The following is a 15107-nucleotide window of genomic DNA, read 5'->3' as shown; positions in this document are numbered from 1 at the left end:
ATGTCTGAGGTAACTGGCGTGATCACCAGACGGCATGCGCTCGCGGCCATCGGTTTCGGCGTGGTCGGGTTACGCGCTGCACCGGCATCCGCAAAGGCGACGCTCGGTGATGACGGGCTCTATCAGATGGACTGGTATCTGGAGAGCTTCCTCGATCTCTCCGAGGATCTGGCGGGCGCGACCGCCAAGGGCAAGCGCTTCGCTGTGATGTGGGGGCTCAAGGGCTGTCCGGCCTGCAAGCGCATGCACGAAAGCTACATGACCGATCCGAAGATCGAGACCTATATCCGCGACAATTTCGAGATACTGCATCTCAATCATATCGGTTCACGTGAGGTCACGGATTTCGACGGCCGCAAGCGCGGCGAGAAAGCCTTTGGCGAAGCCTATGGCATTCGCTTCACGCCGACGATCCAGTTCTTTCCGGAGACCGTCGCGGGACTGGCATCGAAAAGCGAGCAGGCGCGGGAAGTCGCGCGCATGCCCGGGCTGCTGGAGCCGACCGAGTTTCTGGCTATGTTCCGCTACGTGCGCCAGAAGGGCTACGAGACCGCGACGTTTCCGGAATGGCTGAAGAAGCAGGCGTAGTCGCTAACGACCAGGTTAAAAATCAAGCTTGTCCTGGATCGCGGCAATGCCTGCCTTGGCGCAGGCTTCGTCCGCATCCCCGCCGGGGGCGCCCGAGACGCCGATGGCGCCCAGCATTGCACCGCCGCCTTCAATCATGACGCCGCCGCCGATGATCACGACACCAGGCAGGTTGCGCAGCCCGGCCTGCATCATGCCGGGCTGGCTGATCGCATTGAGTTCGGTGGTGCTGTTGCGGAACGTCGCGGAGGTCCACGCCTTGCCGGTCGCGGTCGGCGGCGTGTGCGGTCCGGCAAAGCGATCGCGCAGCAGGACTTGCGGTGTACCGAAGCGATCGACCACGGCAACGGCGACCTGATAGCCGCGCTTCTGGCAGTCCTTCAGCGCCGCACGCGCGGCATCTAGCGCCAGTTCAAGTCCGAGGGACTTGTAACTGACGACGGCTTCTTCCGCCTTTACTGCAGATGACGCAAGCGTCGACAGGACGATGGCAATCCATGCGTTTCGCATCGTCATATCGATCCCCTCTCAGCTTCGGTTACTTGTTGACCGGCGATTCCGGATCGAACAGGAAAGCCACAATATCCTTGATCTGCTGTTCGCTCAGCACCTTGTTGACGCCGAAGCGCGGCATGTTCGAGCAGGCGAACATGGCTTGCGAGTCGTAGACCTTGGTGAAGGCGTTCTTGATTTCCTGCGGATCGTATTTGCGATCCTTGCCGTAATTGGTCAGGCTCGGCCCGAGCGTGCCGTAGCTGACTTCCTTCTGCTCCATCTGATGGCAGGCGTAACAGTTGCCGCCGGCGACCGTATCAGGCGGATCCGAGAACTGGCCGCCGCGGCCGTTATTGGCGATCTTCGCGCCTTCCTTCCAGTTGCCGAGAAATTTGCCGTCGGCGGGATACACCACCCGCGCCAGTTCGCGCGCGGTGATCTTGTCGGCTTCCGCGCTGGGCACCTCGTTGTGAAAGGCATTGCAGGTCTTGAGCGTTTCGTCCGGCTCGATGCGGGCCTGCCATTCCGGCGGCGCCTTGCCGAAGGTGGATTTCATATAGGCATCGACGAGGGCCGGATCCGGCGCCTTGGCAGCGGTCTGCGCCGATGCGGATGTCGTGAGCGAGCCTGCTGCGAGAACGAGCGCGGCGAGTGTCAAAACGCGTTTCATCCCGGGCTCCTTATCGCTTGATCGACGGAACGTTGAGTTCGCCGGCCACCGCTTGTTTCTGCAGGAAAGAGGTGAGGGCGGTCAGTACGTCCGAGCCGTATTCCGGCACGGGCCAGCGCTGCTGGCGGAAGCAATCCCACAGGCGGTGCTGCATGGTGCGCAACGCGCCCTGCGAGACGCGGTAGGTCGGCCAGCCGCCCATGGTTTCCTGCGCCGGCTTGCCGGGCTTGGAGAAGTTCGGCAGTCCCTGCAGCCGGATGCGCTTGCCGTCGTCGGCATGGCAGGTGGCGCAGGAGAAATCGTTGACGCCGCCGCGGCGATAGAAGAGGGCTTCACCGACCGCCACCATCTCCTGCTCCTTGGGATGGCTCAGCGGAATGTCGATCTTCATGCCGTTCGATTTGTTGGCGATGTAAGCGACGAGGTCTTCCATGTCCGACGCACGGCCCGGGCCTGAAAAGCGCCGCGCGACGACATCCTTGGTGTCGAGACCCTGAATGTTCTGCATGCACCACAGCAGGCGCTGTTCGAGGTCCATGACCTTGTCGGCATCTGCGAAGTAGCGCGGCAATTGCGCGAAGGCGCCTTCGAGCTTGCCGGCGCCGAGACCGAGGTTGCAGGTTTCCAGCGAGACGTTCTTGGTGCCGCGGGCTTCGCTCCACAGCGCTTCGCCGCGGTCGACGGCGAGATAGCCGGGATTGGACATCGGGTCCGAGATCATCTCGCGATAACGTTCGATCTCTTTCTCGCTGGCGTCTTGCGCATGACTGCCGAAGCTCCCCGCGCAGAGTACCAGAATGGCCGCTGCCGCTGACCGAATGACGGTCTTCCTCATCTGTCCCCTCCCACATCGCCGTCTGTGCGGCACTTGTGCATTTCAGATCTTTACATTCAAGAAAAAGAATATAATGATATGTCCCAGATAAGATAGATCAGACTTGGAATCGTCAAGCGATACTATTGTAAAGGGATTGCTCAAATCCCGCAGGAGGAAGCACTCATGATTTTGAAGTCGGTCGAGAAGACCCGTCGCGAAACGCTGGCCATGGCCGCGATCGCCGGTCTCGCAGCAATCCTTGCTCCCAGACTATCGTTGGCCGATGAACAGGCCGTCGCCGCCGAAATCAAGAAGCTGTATGGCGACAAGAAATTCGAAAGCGGCAAGATCAAGCTCGACGTGCCCGAGATCGCCGAGAACGGCCTCGTGGTCCCGGTCAATGTCGATATCGAAAGCCCGATGACCGATGCCGACTACGTCAAGTCGGTGCATGTGTTCGCCGAAGGCAATCCGTTGCCGGCCGTCGTCAGCTACCGGTTCACGCCTGCCTGTGGCAAGGCCTCGGCCTCGACGCGCATGCGCCTTGCGGAAACCCAGAACATCGTCTGCATCGCCGAAATGTCCAACGGCAAGCTGCACATGGCGAAGGCCAATGTGAAAGTCACGATCGGCGGCTGCGGCGGCTAGTCGCGCGGCTTCGTTCACAGAACAGATTTATCAGGCGAGGACTTTCCCATGGCAACCAAACCAACCCCGCGCGTTCGCGTTCCGACCCAGGCCAAGCCGGGCGAACTGATCGAGATCAAGACGCTGATCTCTCACGAAATGGAATCCGGCCAGCGCAAGGATGCGGCCGGCAAGGTCGTGCCGCGCAAGATCATCAACAAGTTCACCGCAGCCTTCAACGGCAAGACGGTGTTCGAGGCCGACTGGAATCCCGCCATCTCGGCCAATCCCTATCAGTCGTTTTTCTATAAGGCTGCCGAGTCCGGCGAATTCACCTTCACCTGGAAGGATGACGACGGCTCCGACTATGTCGCGACCAACAAGCTGACCGTGGCCTGACGGATTGCAGACTTTGTATTGCAGATCCTGAATTGAAGATTCTGGATCTGACGTTCTTCTGAACATTCACCCTTCCATAGCGGAAGGGATCATAGGTGGATCATGATATCGAGGCGGGATTTCCTGCAAGCGACGGCGGCTGCGTCTGCGCTGACGATCGGAAGCGGCCTTGGTCCGCTCGGTCGGGCTGCGGCACAGCAGCGCCTGACACAGGCCGATATTCTGCGGTTCGATCCGCTGGGCACGGTGACGATCCTCTATGTTGCCGATACACACGCGCAGCTGATGCCGCTGCACTTCCGCGAGCCGTCGGTGAATCTCGGCGTCGGCGAAGTGAAAGGCATGCCGCCACATCTCACGGATGCCGAGTTTCGCAACTACTTCAAGATTGCAGCCGGTTCCGCCGATGCCTTCGCGCTGACCGCCGATGACTTCGTTGCGCTTGCGAAGAACTATGGCCGCATGGGCGGCATGGACCGTATCGCGACATTGATCGGCGCCGTGCGCGCCGAGCGCGGCGACGACAAGGTGCTGCTGCTGGATGGTGGCGATAGCTGGCAGGGCAGCTGGACGTCACTGCAGACCAAGGCGCAGGACATGGTCGATGTGATGTCGGCGCTGAAGCTCGACGCCATGGTCGGGCACTGGGAATTCACCTATGGCGCCGAGCGCGTCAAGCAGATCGCCGATAGCGCGCCTTTCGCTTTCCTCGCGCAGAACATTCGCGACAACGAATGGCAGGAGCCGGTGTTCGAGGCGCGCAAGATGTTCGAGCGCGGCGGCGCCACCATTGCCGTGATCGGTCAGGCATTGCCGCGCACGGCCGTCGCCAATCCGCGCTGGATGTTTCCGAACTGGGAATTCGGCATTCGCGAAGAGGACATCCAGAAGCAGGTGGATGAAGCCCGCGCTGTCGGTGCGTCCATTGTGGTGCTGCTGTCGCATAACGGCTTCGATGTCGACCGCAAGCTGGCCGGCCGCGTGAAGGGGCTCGATGTCATCCTGACGGCGCACACCCATGACGCGATGCCAGGCCTGATCAAGGTCGGCAATACGGTGCTCGTCGCCACCGGCTCGCACGGCAAGTTCGTGTCGCGTCTCGATATCGAGGTGAAGGACAAGAAAGTTGCGGATATCCGCTTCAAGCTGATGCCGGTCTTCTCCGATGCCATCAAACCCGATCCGGCAATGACCGCGCTGGTGGAAAAGGTGAGGGCACCTTTCGCGGGGGATCTGGCGCGCGAGATCGGCAAGACGGATTCGCTGCTGTATCGCCGCGGCAATTTCAACGGCACTTTCGACGATCTGATCTGCAACGCGATGATGTCCGAGCGCGATGCGGAGATCGTGCTGTCGCCCGGCTTCCGCTGGGGCGGCACGCTGATCCCCGGTGATGCGATCACCTGGGAGCAGATCACCAACGCCACCGCGATCACCTATCCGAACTGTTATCGCAACCAGATGACCGGCACGCAGATCAAGGAAGTGCTGGAGGACGTTGCCGACAATATCTTCCACCCCGATCCTTATTTCCAGGGCGGTGGCGACATGGTGCGCATGGGCGGCATGGGCTACGCGATCGATATTTCCAAACCGATGGGTTCGCGCATTTCCGGGATGACTCATCTGAAGTCCGGCAAGCCGATCGAAGCCAGCAAGACCTACACGGTCTCGGGCTGGGCCAGCATCAATGAGAACACCCAGGGGCCGCCGATCTGGGACGTGGTCGCGGCGCATGTCGCGAAGGTGTCGACCGTGAAGATCGAACCCAACACCGCCGTCAAGGTGACCGGTTCCTGATCGCAGGCCCCTGCATTGCAGAGATACGAAAGCTGGTCGCATGACTGATCGAACCTCAACCGAAACGCTCAATCGCCGTCGCTTTCTCGGCGCAGCGGGTCTGGCCGGTGCAGCACTTTCGGCGATTCCGGCGCTCGCAGGTGAGACGGCAAAATCCGAAGCACTCATTACGGATGTGCAGGACTGGCAGCGCTATCTCGGCGATGGCGTCGATAAACATCCTTACGGCGTGCCCTCGAAGTTCGAGAAGAACGTGATCCGGCGCGATGTTCCGTGGCTCACCGCGTCGGCGGAGTCCTCGGTCAATTTCACGCCACTGCACGACCTCGACGGCATCATCACGCCGTCCGGCCTGTGCTTCGAGCGGCATCACGGCGGTGTGGCCGAGATCAATCCGGCGGATCACCGGCTGATGATCAACGGGCTGGTCGACAAGCCGCTGGTGTTCACCATGGACGACATCAAGCGGATGCCGCGCGTTAACAAGGTGTACTTCCTCGAATGCGCGGCCAATTCCGGCATGGAATGGCGCGGCAGTCAGCTCAATGGCTGTCAGTTCACGCACGGCATGATCCACAACGTGATGTATACCGGCGTGCCGCTGAAAGTGTTGCTGGATGAGGCCGGGCTGAAGCCGAATGCCAAGTGGCTGATGCTGGAGGGTGCAGACTCTGCCGGCATGAACCGCTCGCTGCCGATCGAGAAGGCGCTGAACGATGTCATGATCGCTTTCGCGATGAACGGCGAGGCGCTACGTCCCGAGCAGGGCTATCCGCTACGCGCCGTCATTCCCGGCTGGGAAGGCAATCTGTGGGTCAAGTGGTTGCGCCGCATCGAGGCTGGCGATCAGCCGTGGCAGACCCGCGAGGAGACGTCGAAATATACGGATCTGCTGGCCGATGGAAATTCCCGCAAGCATACATTCGTGATGGATGCGAAATCGGTGGTGACCAATCCGTCGCCGCAGGCGCCATTGAAGCACAAGGGCCGCAATGTGCTGAGCGGGCTCGCGTGGTCCGGGCGCGGCACCGTGAAGCGCGTTGATGTTTCGATGGATGGCGGCCGCAACTGGCAGACTGCGCGCATCGACGGCCCGGTCTTCGACAAATCCGTCGTGCGCTTCTACGTGGATTTCGACTGGACCGGACAGGAGCTGATGATCCAGTCCCGCGCCATCGACTCCACCGGCTATGTGCAGCCGTCGAAGGACGATCTGCGCAAGGTGCGCGGCGTCAATTCGATCTACCATAATAACGGCATTCAGACCTGGCTGGTGCGTTCGGGCGGGGAGACTGAAAATGTCGAAATCGGCTAATGCCCTGACACTAATGCTGGCGGCATGTCTGCTCGGCGGCACGAGTGCGCCAAGCGCTGCCCAGCAGATGGCGGGCCGCGACGCTACCAAGCCCGCCGCGAAGCTCGGGCTGGGGCGGGCGGCCACGGCTGAAGAAATCGCCGCGTGGGACACCGACGTGCGGCCGGACGGGCGCGGTCTTCCGGTGGGCAAGGGCACCGTGAAGCAGGGCGACGATTTGTTTCAGGAAAAGTGCGCGTCCTGTCACGGCGAATTCGGACAGGGCGTCGGTCGATGGCCGGTGCTTGCCGGCGGCGCCGGGACGTTGAAGGCGGACCGGCCGGACAAGACTGTCGGCTCGTTCTGGCCCGATCTGTCCACCGTGTTCGACTACATCAAGCGCGCGATGCCCTATGGTAATGCGCAGTCGCTGACCAATGACGAGGTCTATGCGCTGACGGCTTACATCCTCAGCATGAACGATATCGTCAAGGACGAGACATTCGAACTCAACGAGAAGAATTTTACGTCGATCAAGATGCCGAATGCTGCAGCATTTTTCGAGGACGACCGCGAGACGTCCGAGAAGCAGTTCTGGAACAAGAACCCGTGCATGAAGGATTGCCGGCCGGCACCGAAGGTGATCGGGCGGGCCATGGCAATCGACGTCACGCCTGACAGCAAGTCCGGCCCCAAGGTCGAATAGTGCGACGGCGACGCGCGTTGTTGCCATCGCTTGCCCGCCATGACAATCACCACAATCGAGGTTTGACCAGGATGACGTTCCGCTTTTCGCTGCTCGCTTTGTCACTCGCACTGATAACAACCGATGCCATGGCGCAGGATGTTGCAGCGGGGGAGAAGTCCTTCAACAAGTGCCGCGCCTGTCATCAGGTCGGCGAGACCGCGAAGAACACCGTGGGGCCGATCCTGAACGGGTTGTTCGGGCGCAAATCCGGCACTGTCGCGGGCTACAATTATTCCGACGCCAACAGGAATTCCGGCCTGACCTGGGATGAGCAGGTGTTCACCGACTACATCAAGGACCCGAAGGGCAAGATCCCCGGCACCAAGATGAGCTTTGCCGGCATCAAGAACGAGCAGGAGATCAAGGATCTCACCGCGTTCCTGAAGCAGTTCGCGGCGGACGGCAAGAAGGGCGGCTAAAGCGCTGTCGCTTCTTACGCGGCCCTGATGCTCGCCAGGAAGCGGTCGACTTCGTTGCGCAGCACTTCCGATTGCGATGCGAGTTTTGTTGCCGAGCCCAGCACCTCCTGCGCCGCAGAGCCGGTCGTGGAGATGCCCGACGTCACGCTGGAGATGTTGCGAGACACGTCGTCGGTACGCGCCGCTGCTTGATTGACATTGCGGGCAATCTCCTGGGTTGCAGCACCCTGTTCTTCAATAGCTGCGGCAATAGCCGACGAGATTTTGTCGACCTCGTCGATGGTGGCGCAGACCGCCTGGATCTCCTCCACCGCGGCGTTGGTCTCGCCCTGGATTGACGCGATCTGGGCGCGGATTTCCTCGGTGGCCTTGGCGGTCTGGGTCGCCAGCGATTTGACTTCACCCGCCACGACCGCAAATCCCTTGCCAGCCTCGCCGGCGCGCGCCGACTCGATGGTGGCATTCAGCGCCAGGAGATTGGTCTGGCTGGCGATGTGATTGATCAAGGCGACGACCTCGCCGATCTTCTGGGCCGCTGCGGCCAGACTCTGCATGCGCGCATTGGAGCGCCGTCCGCTGTCGGCGGCCTTTCCGACCGCAGCGGAAGATTGCGCCAGTTGCCGGTTGATCTCGCCGATCGAGGACGACAGCTCTTCCGACGCTGCAGCGACGGTCTGCACATTGTCGGTCGCCGACAATGACGCATCGGAAACTTCGTTGGACTGGATTCGGCACTGTTCGACCACTGACGACATCGACTGCGCCGTGTTCTGCATGTCTGCCGCAGCCGATGAGACGTGGTCGACGACCTTGCGGACATTGCCCTCGAAGCTGTCGGCGAGCGAGGCGAAGATCGCACGTTTTTCCTGCTCGGCGCGTGCAGCGCTCGCATCCTGGTCGGCCTGAAAGTGACTGACCCGGATTGCGTTCTGCTTGAAGACCTCGACCGCCTGCGCCATCTGGCCGACTTCGTCCTTGCCGCGATGTTGCGGCAGGGCGACCGACAGATTTCCTTCGGCGAGTTCGCGCATCGCCTGCGTGATGGCAAGAATTGGTCGCGAAATGCCGCGGGCAATCAGAAGGCCCCCGGCGGCAGCTAGCACCAGACAGATCGCTGCGATACTGGCGGCCAGCAGACGCGCGTGCGCGATGGACGCCGCATATTCGCTGTTGTCCATGACGATCTCGACGGCGCCGATGGATTGACCGGAGAAGTCCTTGATTGGTCCCAGCAGGGCGACCACGGGTGTCGTCTTCATCTCGCCCTGCCGGACGATGAAACTGCCGTTCGTGGCGTTGCGATAGGCGTCGGCATCGAAGAAACTCGTGCTGCCCAGCGTACCGCCGAAGGTTTTGAAGCCGTCATTCCCTGCGAGATAGAACGCGACGTCGACGCTGCGCGCGCGCTTGAACTCGTCGAAGAAGCCCTGTCCGAACGTCAACCCGAACTCGACAGTGCCGAGATGTTTGCCTTTCTGTGCAACCGGCACGACGCCGCGAATGCCGAGGCCGGCGACGCCGCCTTCCAGGCCGACAACGGGTTTCATTGTCGAATTGGCCACGACCACGGTCTTGCGGAAGCCGGTCAGATCATCGCCGAACTTGGCAGGCTGATGCACCCGGAACTGGGACAATCCCGATGGCGTATGGAACTGAAATTGGTCGACGCCGTAGTCCGACTTGAGCTGGGCGAAGCCCGGTCCGAACAACTGCAACAGCGCGTCACGATCGTTACGTGCGACCGCGTCCTGCACCGCCGGAATGGTTGCTACCACGGCGCTCATGGCCGCCGCCCGGCGGGATTCCTGCATCAATCGCGACTGCAGGGCATCGTAGTTGCTTTGCAGTTCACTGCGATCGGCCCGATCGACGATGCCACCGATGATCCACATGGCCCCGAAAAGCACGGCGAGGGCGGTTGCTGCCGCAGACACTGCAAGTGCTGCTGTAATGCGGGCCTTCAGGCTCAGATTTGCAAGCATGTCTTGTTCCGTCTGGCGGCGTCGCGCCGAACTACTCAACTTCTGACGAATCTTTGATCAACTGTAGATTGAATAGGTTAAAATACAGTCGAGCTGTCAGATGCTTGCAGATTCGTCGCGGCGGCCCGCGCAAAGGGGCCGCTTACGGCGATGGCAACGGCGTTCCACCCTCGCGCAGTCAGACGACGAGCGTGATCGAAAAGGCCAAGCAGCTATAATTTGAACGGTGCCGCTCAGTGCCGCGGTATGCTGGATAATGAATAGAATGCAGGCCACTGGAGGAGGCGCGCTGCCACGTTAGTTTACATCCGCCGCCGCTCTCTTAGTACTGCTGTTGGCACAACTCTTGCTCGCCGCAATAAAGAGATAGGGCAGTAGCGGGAGTGAATCTTGAAAAACGTGTTGACCCAAAGAGCGAGAAATTGGGGTGTGAACATCTGGCGCGAAATCAGGGATTCCTTGAAACACGCGCCAATGCACTAGAGCCTTTTCGGTTCTGATCGAAGCAGAACCGAGTTCGCTCGAAAACGCTCTAGCCGGATGCCGACCGGGCACCGCATGTCATCCGGACCGATTTTTTCGGCCGGTTTTCTTCAATTGATCGGCTTGCATATTTTTACCGGGCGACGTACGGCGCCGCTTCCGGGCTTTTCACCTACGGCAAGAGCAACCTCTGAACCATACTGAAATCCGTCGAACCGCATAGGTTCTTTTGATTTCTGCAATGAGGCAGGTCTCTCTAAGGTTCAATTTGCGGGTGCGCTGCATCGATGCGTAGCTGCATGCGCCCTGTTGGCGAAGGGATGAGCATCTGGGATCATCCGACGTCACTCGTTCGTTGGTGTTTTCTCCCGGGTCGGTCTTGCCTCTCAAGAATACCCGATTGCCCTCCAGACAGATGAAAGCGCGACCATGACGTCTCCAGTTGTCTATTTCCTCAATGGTCCCAATGCTAATCTTTATGGGCTGGACAAAAGCGGCACCTATGGCCGCGAAAGTTTCGTCTCGATCAAGAAGCGCTGCGAGGACCATGCAGTTTCGCTCGGCTTGACGGTCGACTTCCGCCAATCCAACCACGAGGGCGTCCTGGTTGACTGGATTCAGGAGGCGAGGGAGAGGGCCGAGGGGATCGTCATCAATGCCGCCGGTCTCACTTACTCGTCGGTACCGATCCTCGATGCGTTGCTCGCTTTCGAGGGGCCGATAATCGAGGCGCATATGAGTAATATCTGGAAGCGAGAGCCGTTTCGCCATCACTCCTATGTGTCGCGTGCTGCAACGGGAGTCATCGCCGGGCTCGGCGCGCTCGGCTACGAACTGGCGCTGACTGCCGTATCGCGCCTGATCGCCGAAAAGGCCGCGCAATGACGTCGGAGGTGATGGCATTCTACAGCGTCCTCGATGACTTCAAAACGTGGCGTGCGGCGCTGGCCGCGGAGGGGATCGATCTTCGTCAGGCTGACGATATCGCTGACCTCGCCAGCGTGCGGCAGGCACTTGTCTGGAAGCCGCCGCATGGCTTCTTTGCGCGCTTTCCCAATCTCGGGCTCGTCGTCAATCTCGGCGCCGGCGTTGACGCGCTGGTCGGGCGTGACGACCTGCCGGAGGTTCCGATCACGCGCCTGTCCGATCCGAAAATGGCGCGGATGATGGCTGGCTACGTGTTGTTCGCGGTGATGCGGCACGCACGGGACATCCCCGCGTTCGAGCGGGCGCAGCGTGAGCACCGCTGGCACTATATTCATCCACGCGATCCAGAGACCATCACGGTCGGCGTACTCGGCCTCGGCGAACTCGGACTGACAGCGGCGCTCGAATGCGCCCGGCAAGGCTATCGCGTGCGCGGCTGGTCCAACACGCTGAAGTCGGTGGAGGGCATCGAGACATCGGCCGGCCTGTCCGCGTTGCCGGATATCCTGGGCGATAGCGACATTCTCGTCTGCATGCTGCCGCAGACGCCACAGACGCGCGGGCTGCTGAACATCGAGCGCCTGGCGCAGATGAAGCGTGGCGCGGTCTTCATCAATGTCTCGCGCGGCAGCATCGTCGATGAGCCGGCGCTGATCGAGGCGCTGCGTTCGGGCCATATCGCGGAGGCCACGCTGGATGTGTTTGCCTCCGAGCCACTGTCGCCCGAAAGTCCGCTCTGGGCGATGGACAATGTTCTGATCACGCCGCATCTCGCATCGGTGGCGCTGCCGGGTTCCGCGGCACAGCAGATCGGCGAGAATGTACGCCGGCTGCGGTCCGGGCAGGAGCTGCTAAGCCGCGTCGATCCGCGCCGGGGCTATTGAGCCCGGCGCGAATTGGCCGCCAACAGCAAAGGCGTCGCGCGCGTAGTCGGCGAATGTCTGTACCGCCGGCCGCAGTGCGTGGCGTTTCAGACGCAGCGCCATCACATGCGTTGGCGGCAGTTTTTCGGTGATCGGCACCACGGCGACTCGGCTGCCATCATAGCCGATGGTGGTGCGCGGCACGGCATTGTGGATCGAGTATCCCTGGCCATTTCCGATCAGTCCGCGGATCAGCTCGAATGATCGGGTCCGGAAGGAAATGCGCGGCTCGATACCGGATGCTGTAAACAGGCTGGCGAAGTAGTCGCGCGAATGCGGCAGGTCCAGCAGGATGAACGGCTCGTCGCGCATTTCGGTCAGGCTGATCGACGACCGGTTTGCCAGAGGGTGATCCGCCGACAGCACGATATAGGGCGGCAGCTCGCAGAATTTCTCACCGACGATCTCGTCAGGGACGGCAAAGGAATAGGACAGCGCGAGTTCGGTCCGTCCAGAGACCAGCCCATCGATGATCTCCTGCTGGTCGCCTTCCTCAAGTTTTACCGAGATGCCCGGCTGCCGTTCGCGAAAGCCGGACAGCAGCCCCGGCATGAAGCGTGTGGCGAGGGTCGAGAAGCTGCCGACCACGATCTCGCCGTGCAGGGTGCAGCCAAGCGACTGGGCGCCCTGGGCAAAATCGCGCGCATGCGCGAGCAGCAGCCGCGCGTCGTTCACCAGCCGCTGGCCGGCGGGGGAGAGCGTCACGCCTTTGGCGAGATGGCGAACGAAGATCTGGACGCCGAGTTCGGCTTCCAGCTGGCTGACGGCGGCCGAAATCGAGGGCTGCGACACGTTCAAGCGCTTGGCCGCCTCCGTTACGCTCCCCGCATCGGCTGTCTCAACCACGTAACGCAGGGCCCGGAGTGAAAACCTCATCGCGTTTTCCTATGCAACTCCAAAGATAAAAATATTTTCTTTATGATAGGCCCTTCGGCACCCTGTCGTCCAGTCGAACAGGAGCCGATCAATGATCCGCACGGGTGAAGAATACAAACAGGGCATTCGCGATGGTCGCGAGGTCTGGATCGATGGCGAGCGCGTCAAGGACGTGACCACGCACCCGGCGCTGAAGCCGATCATCGACGTCAAGGCCCGGATGTATGACATGGCGCGTGAAGAGCGTTACGCCGCCGACCTTACTTACGTTGAAGACAACGAGACACATTCGGTCTTCTACAAGCCGCCGACGGAGCAGAAGGACTGGCACGACAAGATCAAGGCCGTCGATCACGTGATGAAGGATATCGGCGGCGTGGTCACCCGCGTCGGCGACGAGACCATCGGCGAGATGTGGTCGCTCACCGACGGGCGCGACGTGCTGGCCGAGATCGATCCGCGCTTCGCCGCCAATATCGATCATCACATCCGTGCCGTGATCGAGAAGGACATCTTCCACGTCTCGGCCAATACCGATCCGAAGGGCGACCGCTCGCTGCCGCCGCAGCAGCAGGATCCCGACCTGATGGTGCACGTCACCCGCGAGACCGATGCCGGTATCATCATTCGCGGCGCGAAATACGAGACCGCTGCGGCCTATGCCGATCAGGCCTATCTGAAGCCGACTGTCGGCGCCTGGGCCAATGAAAAACTCTCAGACTACGCGGTGGGTTGCATCGTCAAGATGGGTGCGCCGGGCGTCAAGCACATCTGCCGCGGTGGCTTCGCCAATCGCAGCAGCGCCAACGCCAAGGATTATCCGCTCGCCAATCGCTTCGATGAGGTCGAGGCGCTGGTGGTGTTCGACGACGTGCTGATCCCGTGGGAAGACGTGTTCTTCTATCGCCATACCCGCGCTGCACAGTTCGTGCGTTCGACGCTGCATCGCTATTCGGCATTCCCTTATGTACTGCGTCTGCTCTACACCGCCGACATGATGATCGGCGCGGCGATGTGGAACGCCAAGCAGACCGGTCTCGACAAGCTGCAGTCGGTGCGCGAGAAGCTGGCCGATCTCGTTTGCTACCGCGAAGGCATCAATGCGCATCTCACCGCCTCGATCGCCATGGCGGAGAAGAGCCCGGGCGGCCTTTTGATGCCGCAGCAGTCGATGCTCTATGCCGGCCGCGTGTTCGCCTGTTCGCAGCTTCCGGCGATGATGCACATCGCGCGCGAACTGTGCGGCGGCCAGATCTGCATCACCCCTAATGCCGATGCATTCGAGGCTGAGGGATCAGGCAAGTGGCTCAACAAGTTCTATTCGCTGAATGACCAGTGGCAGGCCGACGATCGCCGCAAGCTGCTCGCTTTTGCGCGCGACCTGCTCAATTCAGACTATGCCGGTCATCGCCTGACCTTCGTGCAGTTCGCGCAGGCACCGCACTTCAATCATCTGGCGGCGGTCTATAACAGCTTCGACTTTGCCGGGCCGCTGGATTTCGTGAAGAAGTCGGCCGGGCTGTCCGACCGTATCGACGGGGTGAAGTCATGAGCGCTGCGGCGCATCCCTTGGTCGAGGTCGATATCTTCCGCGACGCCATGCGGATGACGGCCTCGGGCGTGGCAGTGGTGACAACGGATGGCGAGGCGGGCCGCGCGGGCGTCACGGTGTCGTCGTTGTGCTCACTGTCGATGGAGCCGCCATCGGTTGTGTTCAGCGTTCACCGCGACAATCGCCATCTCGAAAAGCTGCTGGCCAATGGCGTGTTCGTCGCCAACATTCTGTCTGATACGCAGGAGCGTGTTGCCAACAGCTTCGCCGGGTTGATCCCTGAACTGCGCGACAACCGTTTTCTTGCCGGTGACTGGTCGGAACTGCTGACCGGCGCGCCTGCGCTCGATGGCGCGCTGTGCAATTTCGACTGCCGCGTCGCCAGCGTGTTCGATTTCGGCTCGCATCGCATCGTCGCGGGCGAGGTGCTGAACGTTCGCAACCAAGCTGCGCTGCCCTTGATCTTTTCCGATCGCACATTTCGTCGTCTCGCCGCCTGAGGATCTG

Annotated in this window: 16 protein-coding genes; 11 read left to right on the top strand and 5 right to left on the bottom strand. The window is 61.1% G+C overall.

The features are described 5' to 3' along the window. Positions 1-588 (top strand): SoxW family protein, encoded by a 588-nt coding sequence (locus AB7813_RS08685; protein ID WP_320444731.1) that lies wholly within the window; start codon positions 1-3, stop codon positions 586-588. 15 nt (positions 589-603) lie between these two features. Here the strand turns inward: AB7813_RS08685 and AB7813_RS08680 are convergent, their stop codons facing one another. Genes AB7813_RS08680 through soxA form a run of 3 tightly spaced genes read right to left on the bottom strand, consistent with a single transcriptional unit; the run spans position 604 to position 2588 of the window. Beyond that, entirely contained in the window at positions 604-1104 is a 501-nt protein-coding gene (locus tag AB7813_RS08680) for a GlcG/HbpS family heme-binding protein (RefSeq protein ID WP_414716955.1), read from the bottom strand. Between the two features lie 22 nt (positions 1105-1126). Beyond that, entirely contained in the window at positions 1127-1753 is a 627-nt protein-coding gene (gene soxX / locus AB7813_RS08675; protein WP_320444730.1) for a sulfur oxidation c-type cytochrome SoxX, read from the bottom strand. A 10-nt stretch (positions 1754-1763) separates the two neighbouring features. After that, positions 1764-2588, bottom strand: coding sequence for a sulfur oxidation c-type cytochrome SoxA (gene soxA, locus AB7813_RS08670; protein ID WP_320444729.1), 825 nt, complete (start codon positions 2586-2588; stop codon positions 1764-1766). Positions 2589-2753: 165 nt separating this feature from the next. On the opposite strand from soxA, the gene soxY reads away from it, so the two are divergent. The 6 genes from soxY (at position 2754) to AB7813_RS08640 (ending at position 7857) form a co-directional block, all read left to right on the top strand. Then, positions 2754-3218: a thiosulfate oxidation carrier protein SoxY gene (gene soxY, locus AB7813_RS08665; RefSeq protein WP_068732003.1), complete on the top strand. Its 465-nt coding sequence runs from the start codon at positions 2754-2756 to the stop codon at positions 3216-3218. Between the two features lie 48 nt (positions 3219-3266). After that, positions 3267-3596: a thiosulfate oxidation carrier complex protein SoxZ gene (soxZ, locus tag AB7813_RS08660; RefSeq protein ID WP_089264796.1), complete on the top strand. Its 330-nt coding sequence runs from the start codon at positions 3267-3269 to the stop codon at positions 3594-3596. Positions 3597-3698: 102 nt separating this feature from the next. Continuing rightward, positions 3699-5396: a thiosulfohydrolase SoxB gene (gene soxB / locus AB7813_RS08655; protein ID WP_439064259.1), complete on the top strand. Its 1698-nt coding sequence runs from the start codon at positions 3699-3701 to the stop codon at positions 5394-5396. 40 nt (positions 5397-5436) lie between these two features. Beyond that, on the top strand, positions 5437-6711 hold the full coding sequence (gene soxC, locus AB7813_RS08650) for a sulfite dehydrogenase (RefSeq protein WP_320444727.1): 1275 nt from the start codon (positions 5437-5439) through the stop codon (positions 6709-6711). Continuing rightward, positions 6695-7396 carry a c-type cytochrome gene (locus AB7813_RS08645; RefSeq protein ID WP_439064258.1) on the top strand — a complete coding sequence of 234 codons (702 nt, stop codon included), beginning with the start codon at positions 6695-6697 and terminating at the stop codon, positions 7394-7396. Before soxC ends, AB7813_RS08645 begins: the two co-directional genes overlap by 17 nt. A gap of 71 nt (positions 7397-7467) precedes the next feature. Beyond that, positions 7468-7857 carry a c-type cytochrome gene (locus AB7813_RS08640; protein WP_184517989.1) on the top strand — a complete coding sequence of 130 codons (390 nt, stop codon included), beginning with the start codon at positions 7468-7470 and terminating at the stop codon, positions 7855-7857. A 14-nt stretch (positions 7858-7871) separates the two neighbouring features. Here AB7813_RS08640 and AB7813_RS08635 read toward each other — a convergent pair whose 3' ends face one another. Continuing rightward, on the bottom strand, positions 7872-9839 hold the full coding sequence (locus AB7813_RS08635; RefSeq protein WP_439064257.1) for a cache domain-containing protein: 1968 nt from the start codon (positions 9837-9839) through the stop codon (positions 7872-7874). 912 nt (positions 9840-10751) lie between these two features. Between AB7813_RS08635 and AB7813_RS08630 the strand changes: the two genes are divergently transcribed. Together AB7813_RS08630 and AB7813_RS08625 are read left to right on the top strand one after the other, a co-directional pair. Then, a complete protein-coding gene (locus AB7813_RS08630) occupies positions 10752-11207 on the top strand; it encodes a type II 3-dehydroquinate dehydratase (RefSeq protein WP_439064256.1) in 456 nt (151 codons plus the stop codon). An 11-nt stretch (positions 11208-11218) separates the two neighbouring features. Then, the gene (locus AB7813_RS08625) at positions 11219-12133 is read left to right on the top strand and encodes a 2-hydroxyacid dehydrogenase (protein ID WP_439064255.1); all 915 of its coding nucleotides are present in this window, start codon (positions 11219-11221) and stop codon (positions 12131-12133) included. Here AB7813_RS08625 and AB7813_RS08620 read toward each other — a convergent pair. Further along, a complete protein-coding gene (locus tag AB7813_RS08620) occupies positions 12101-13048 on the bottom strand; it encodes a LysR family transcriptional regulator (protein WP_439064254.1) in 948 nt (315 codons plus the stop codon). The two genes, AB7813_RS08625 and AB7813_RS08620, sit on opposite strands and share 33 nt — an antisense overlap. Before the next feature lie 91 nt (positions 13049-13139). Between AB7813_RS08620 and AB7813_RS08615 the strand changes: the two genes are divergently transcribed. Together AB7813_RS08615 and AB7813_RS08610 are read left to right on the top strand one after the other, a co-directional pair. Beyond that, positions 13140-14600: a 4-hydroxyphenylacetate 3-hydroxylase family protein gene (locus tag AB7813_RS08615; protein WP_089264772.1), complete on the top strand. Its 1461-nt coding sequence runs from the start codon at positions 13140-13142 to the stop codon at positions 14598-14600. Next, on the top strand, positions 14597-15100 hold the full coding sequence (locus tag AB7813_RS08610) for a flavin reductase family protein (protein WP_093762112.1): 504 nt from the start codon (positions 14597-14599) through the stop codon (positions 15098-15100). The genes AB7813_RS08615 and AB7813_RS08610 overlap by 4 nt, the downstream gene beginning before the upstream one ends. The last annotated feature ends 7 nt before the right edge of the window (positions 15101-15107 follow it).

It is taken from the genome of Tardiphaga sp. 20_F10_N6_6 (assembly GCF_052076045.1).
GTDB lineage: Bacteria > Pseudomonadota > Alphaproteobacteria > Rhizobiales > Xanthobacteraceae > Tardiphaga > Tardiphaga robiniae.
Note: the sequence above shows the minus strand (reverse complement) of the source record. Positions and strands in the feature narration are given on the sequence as shown.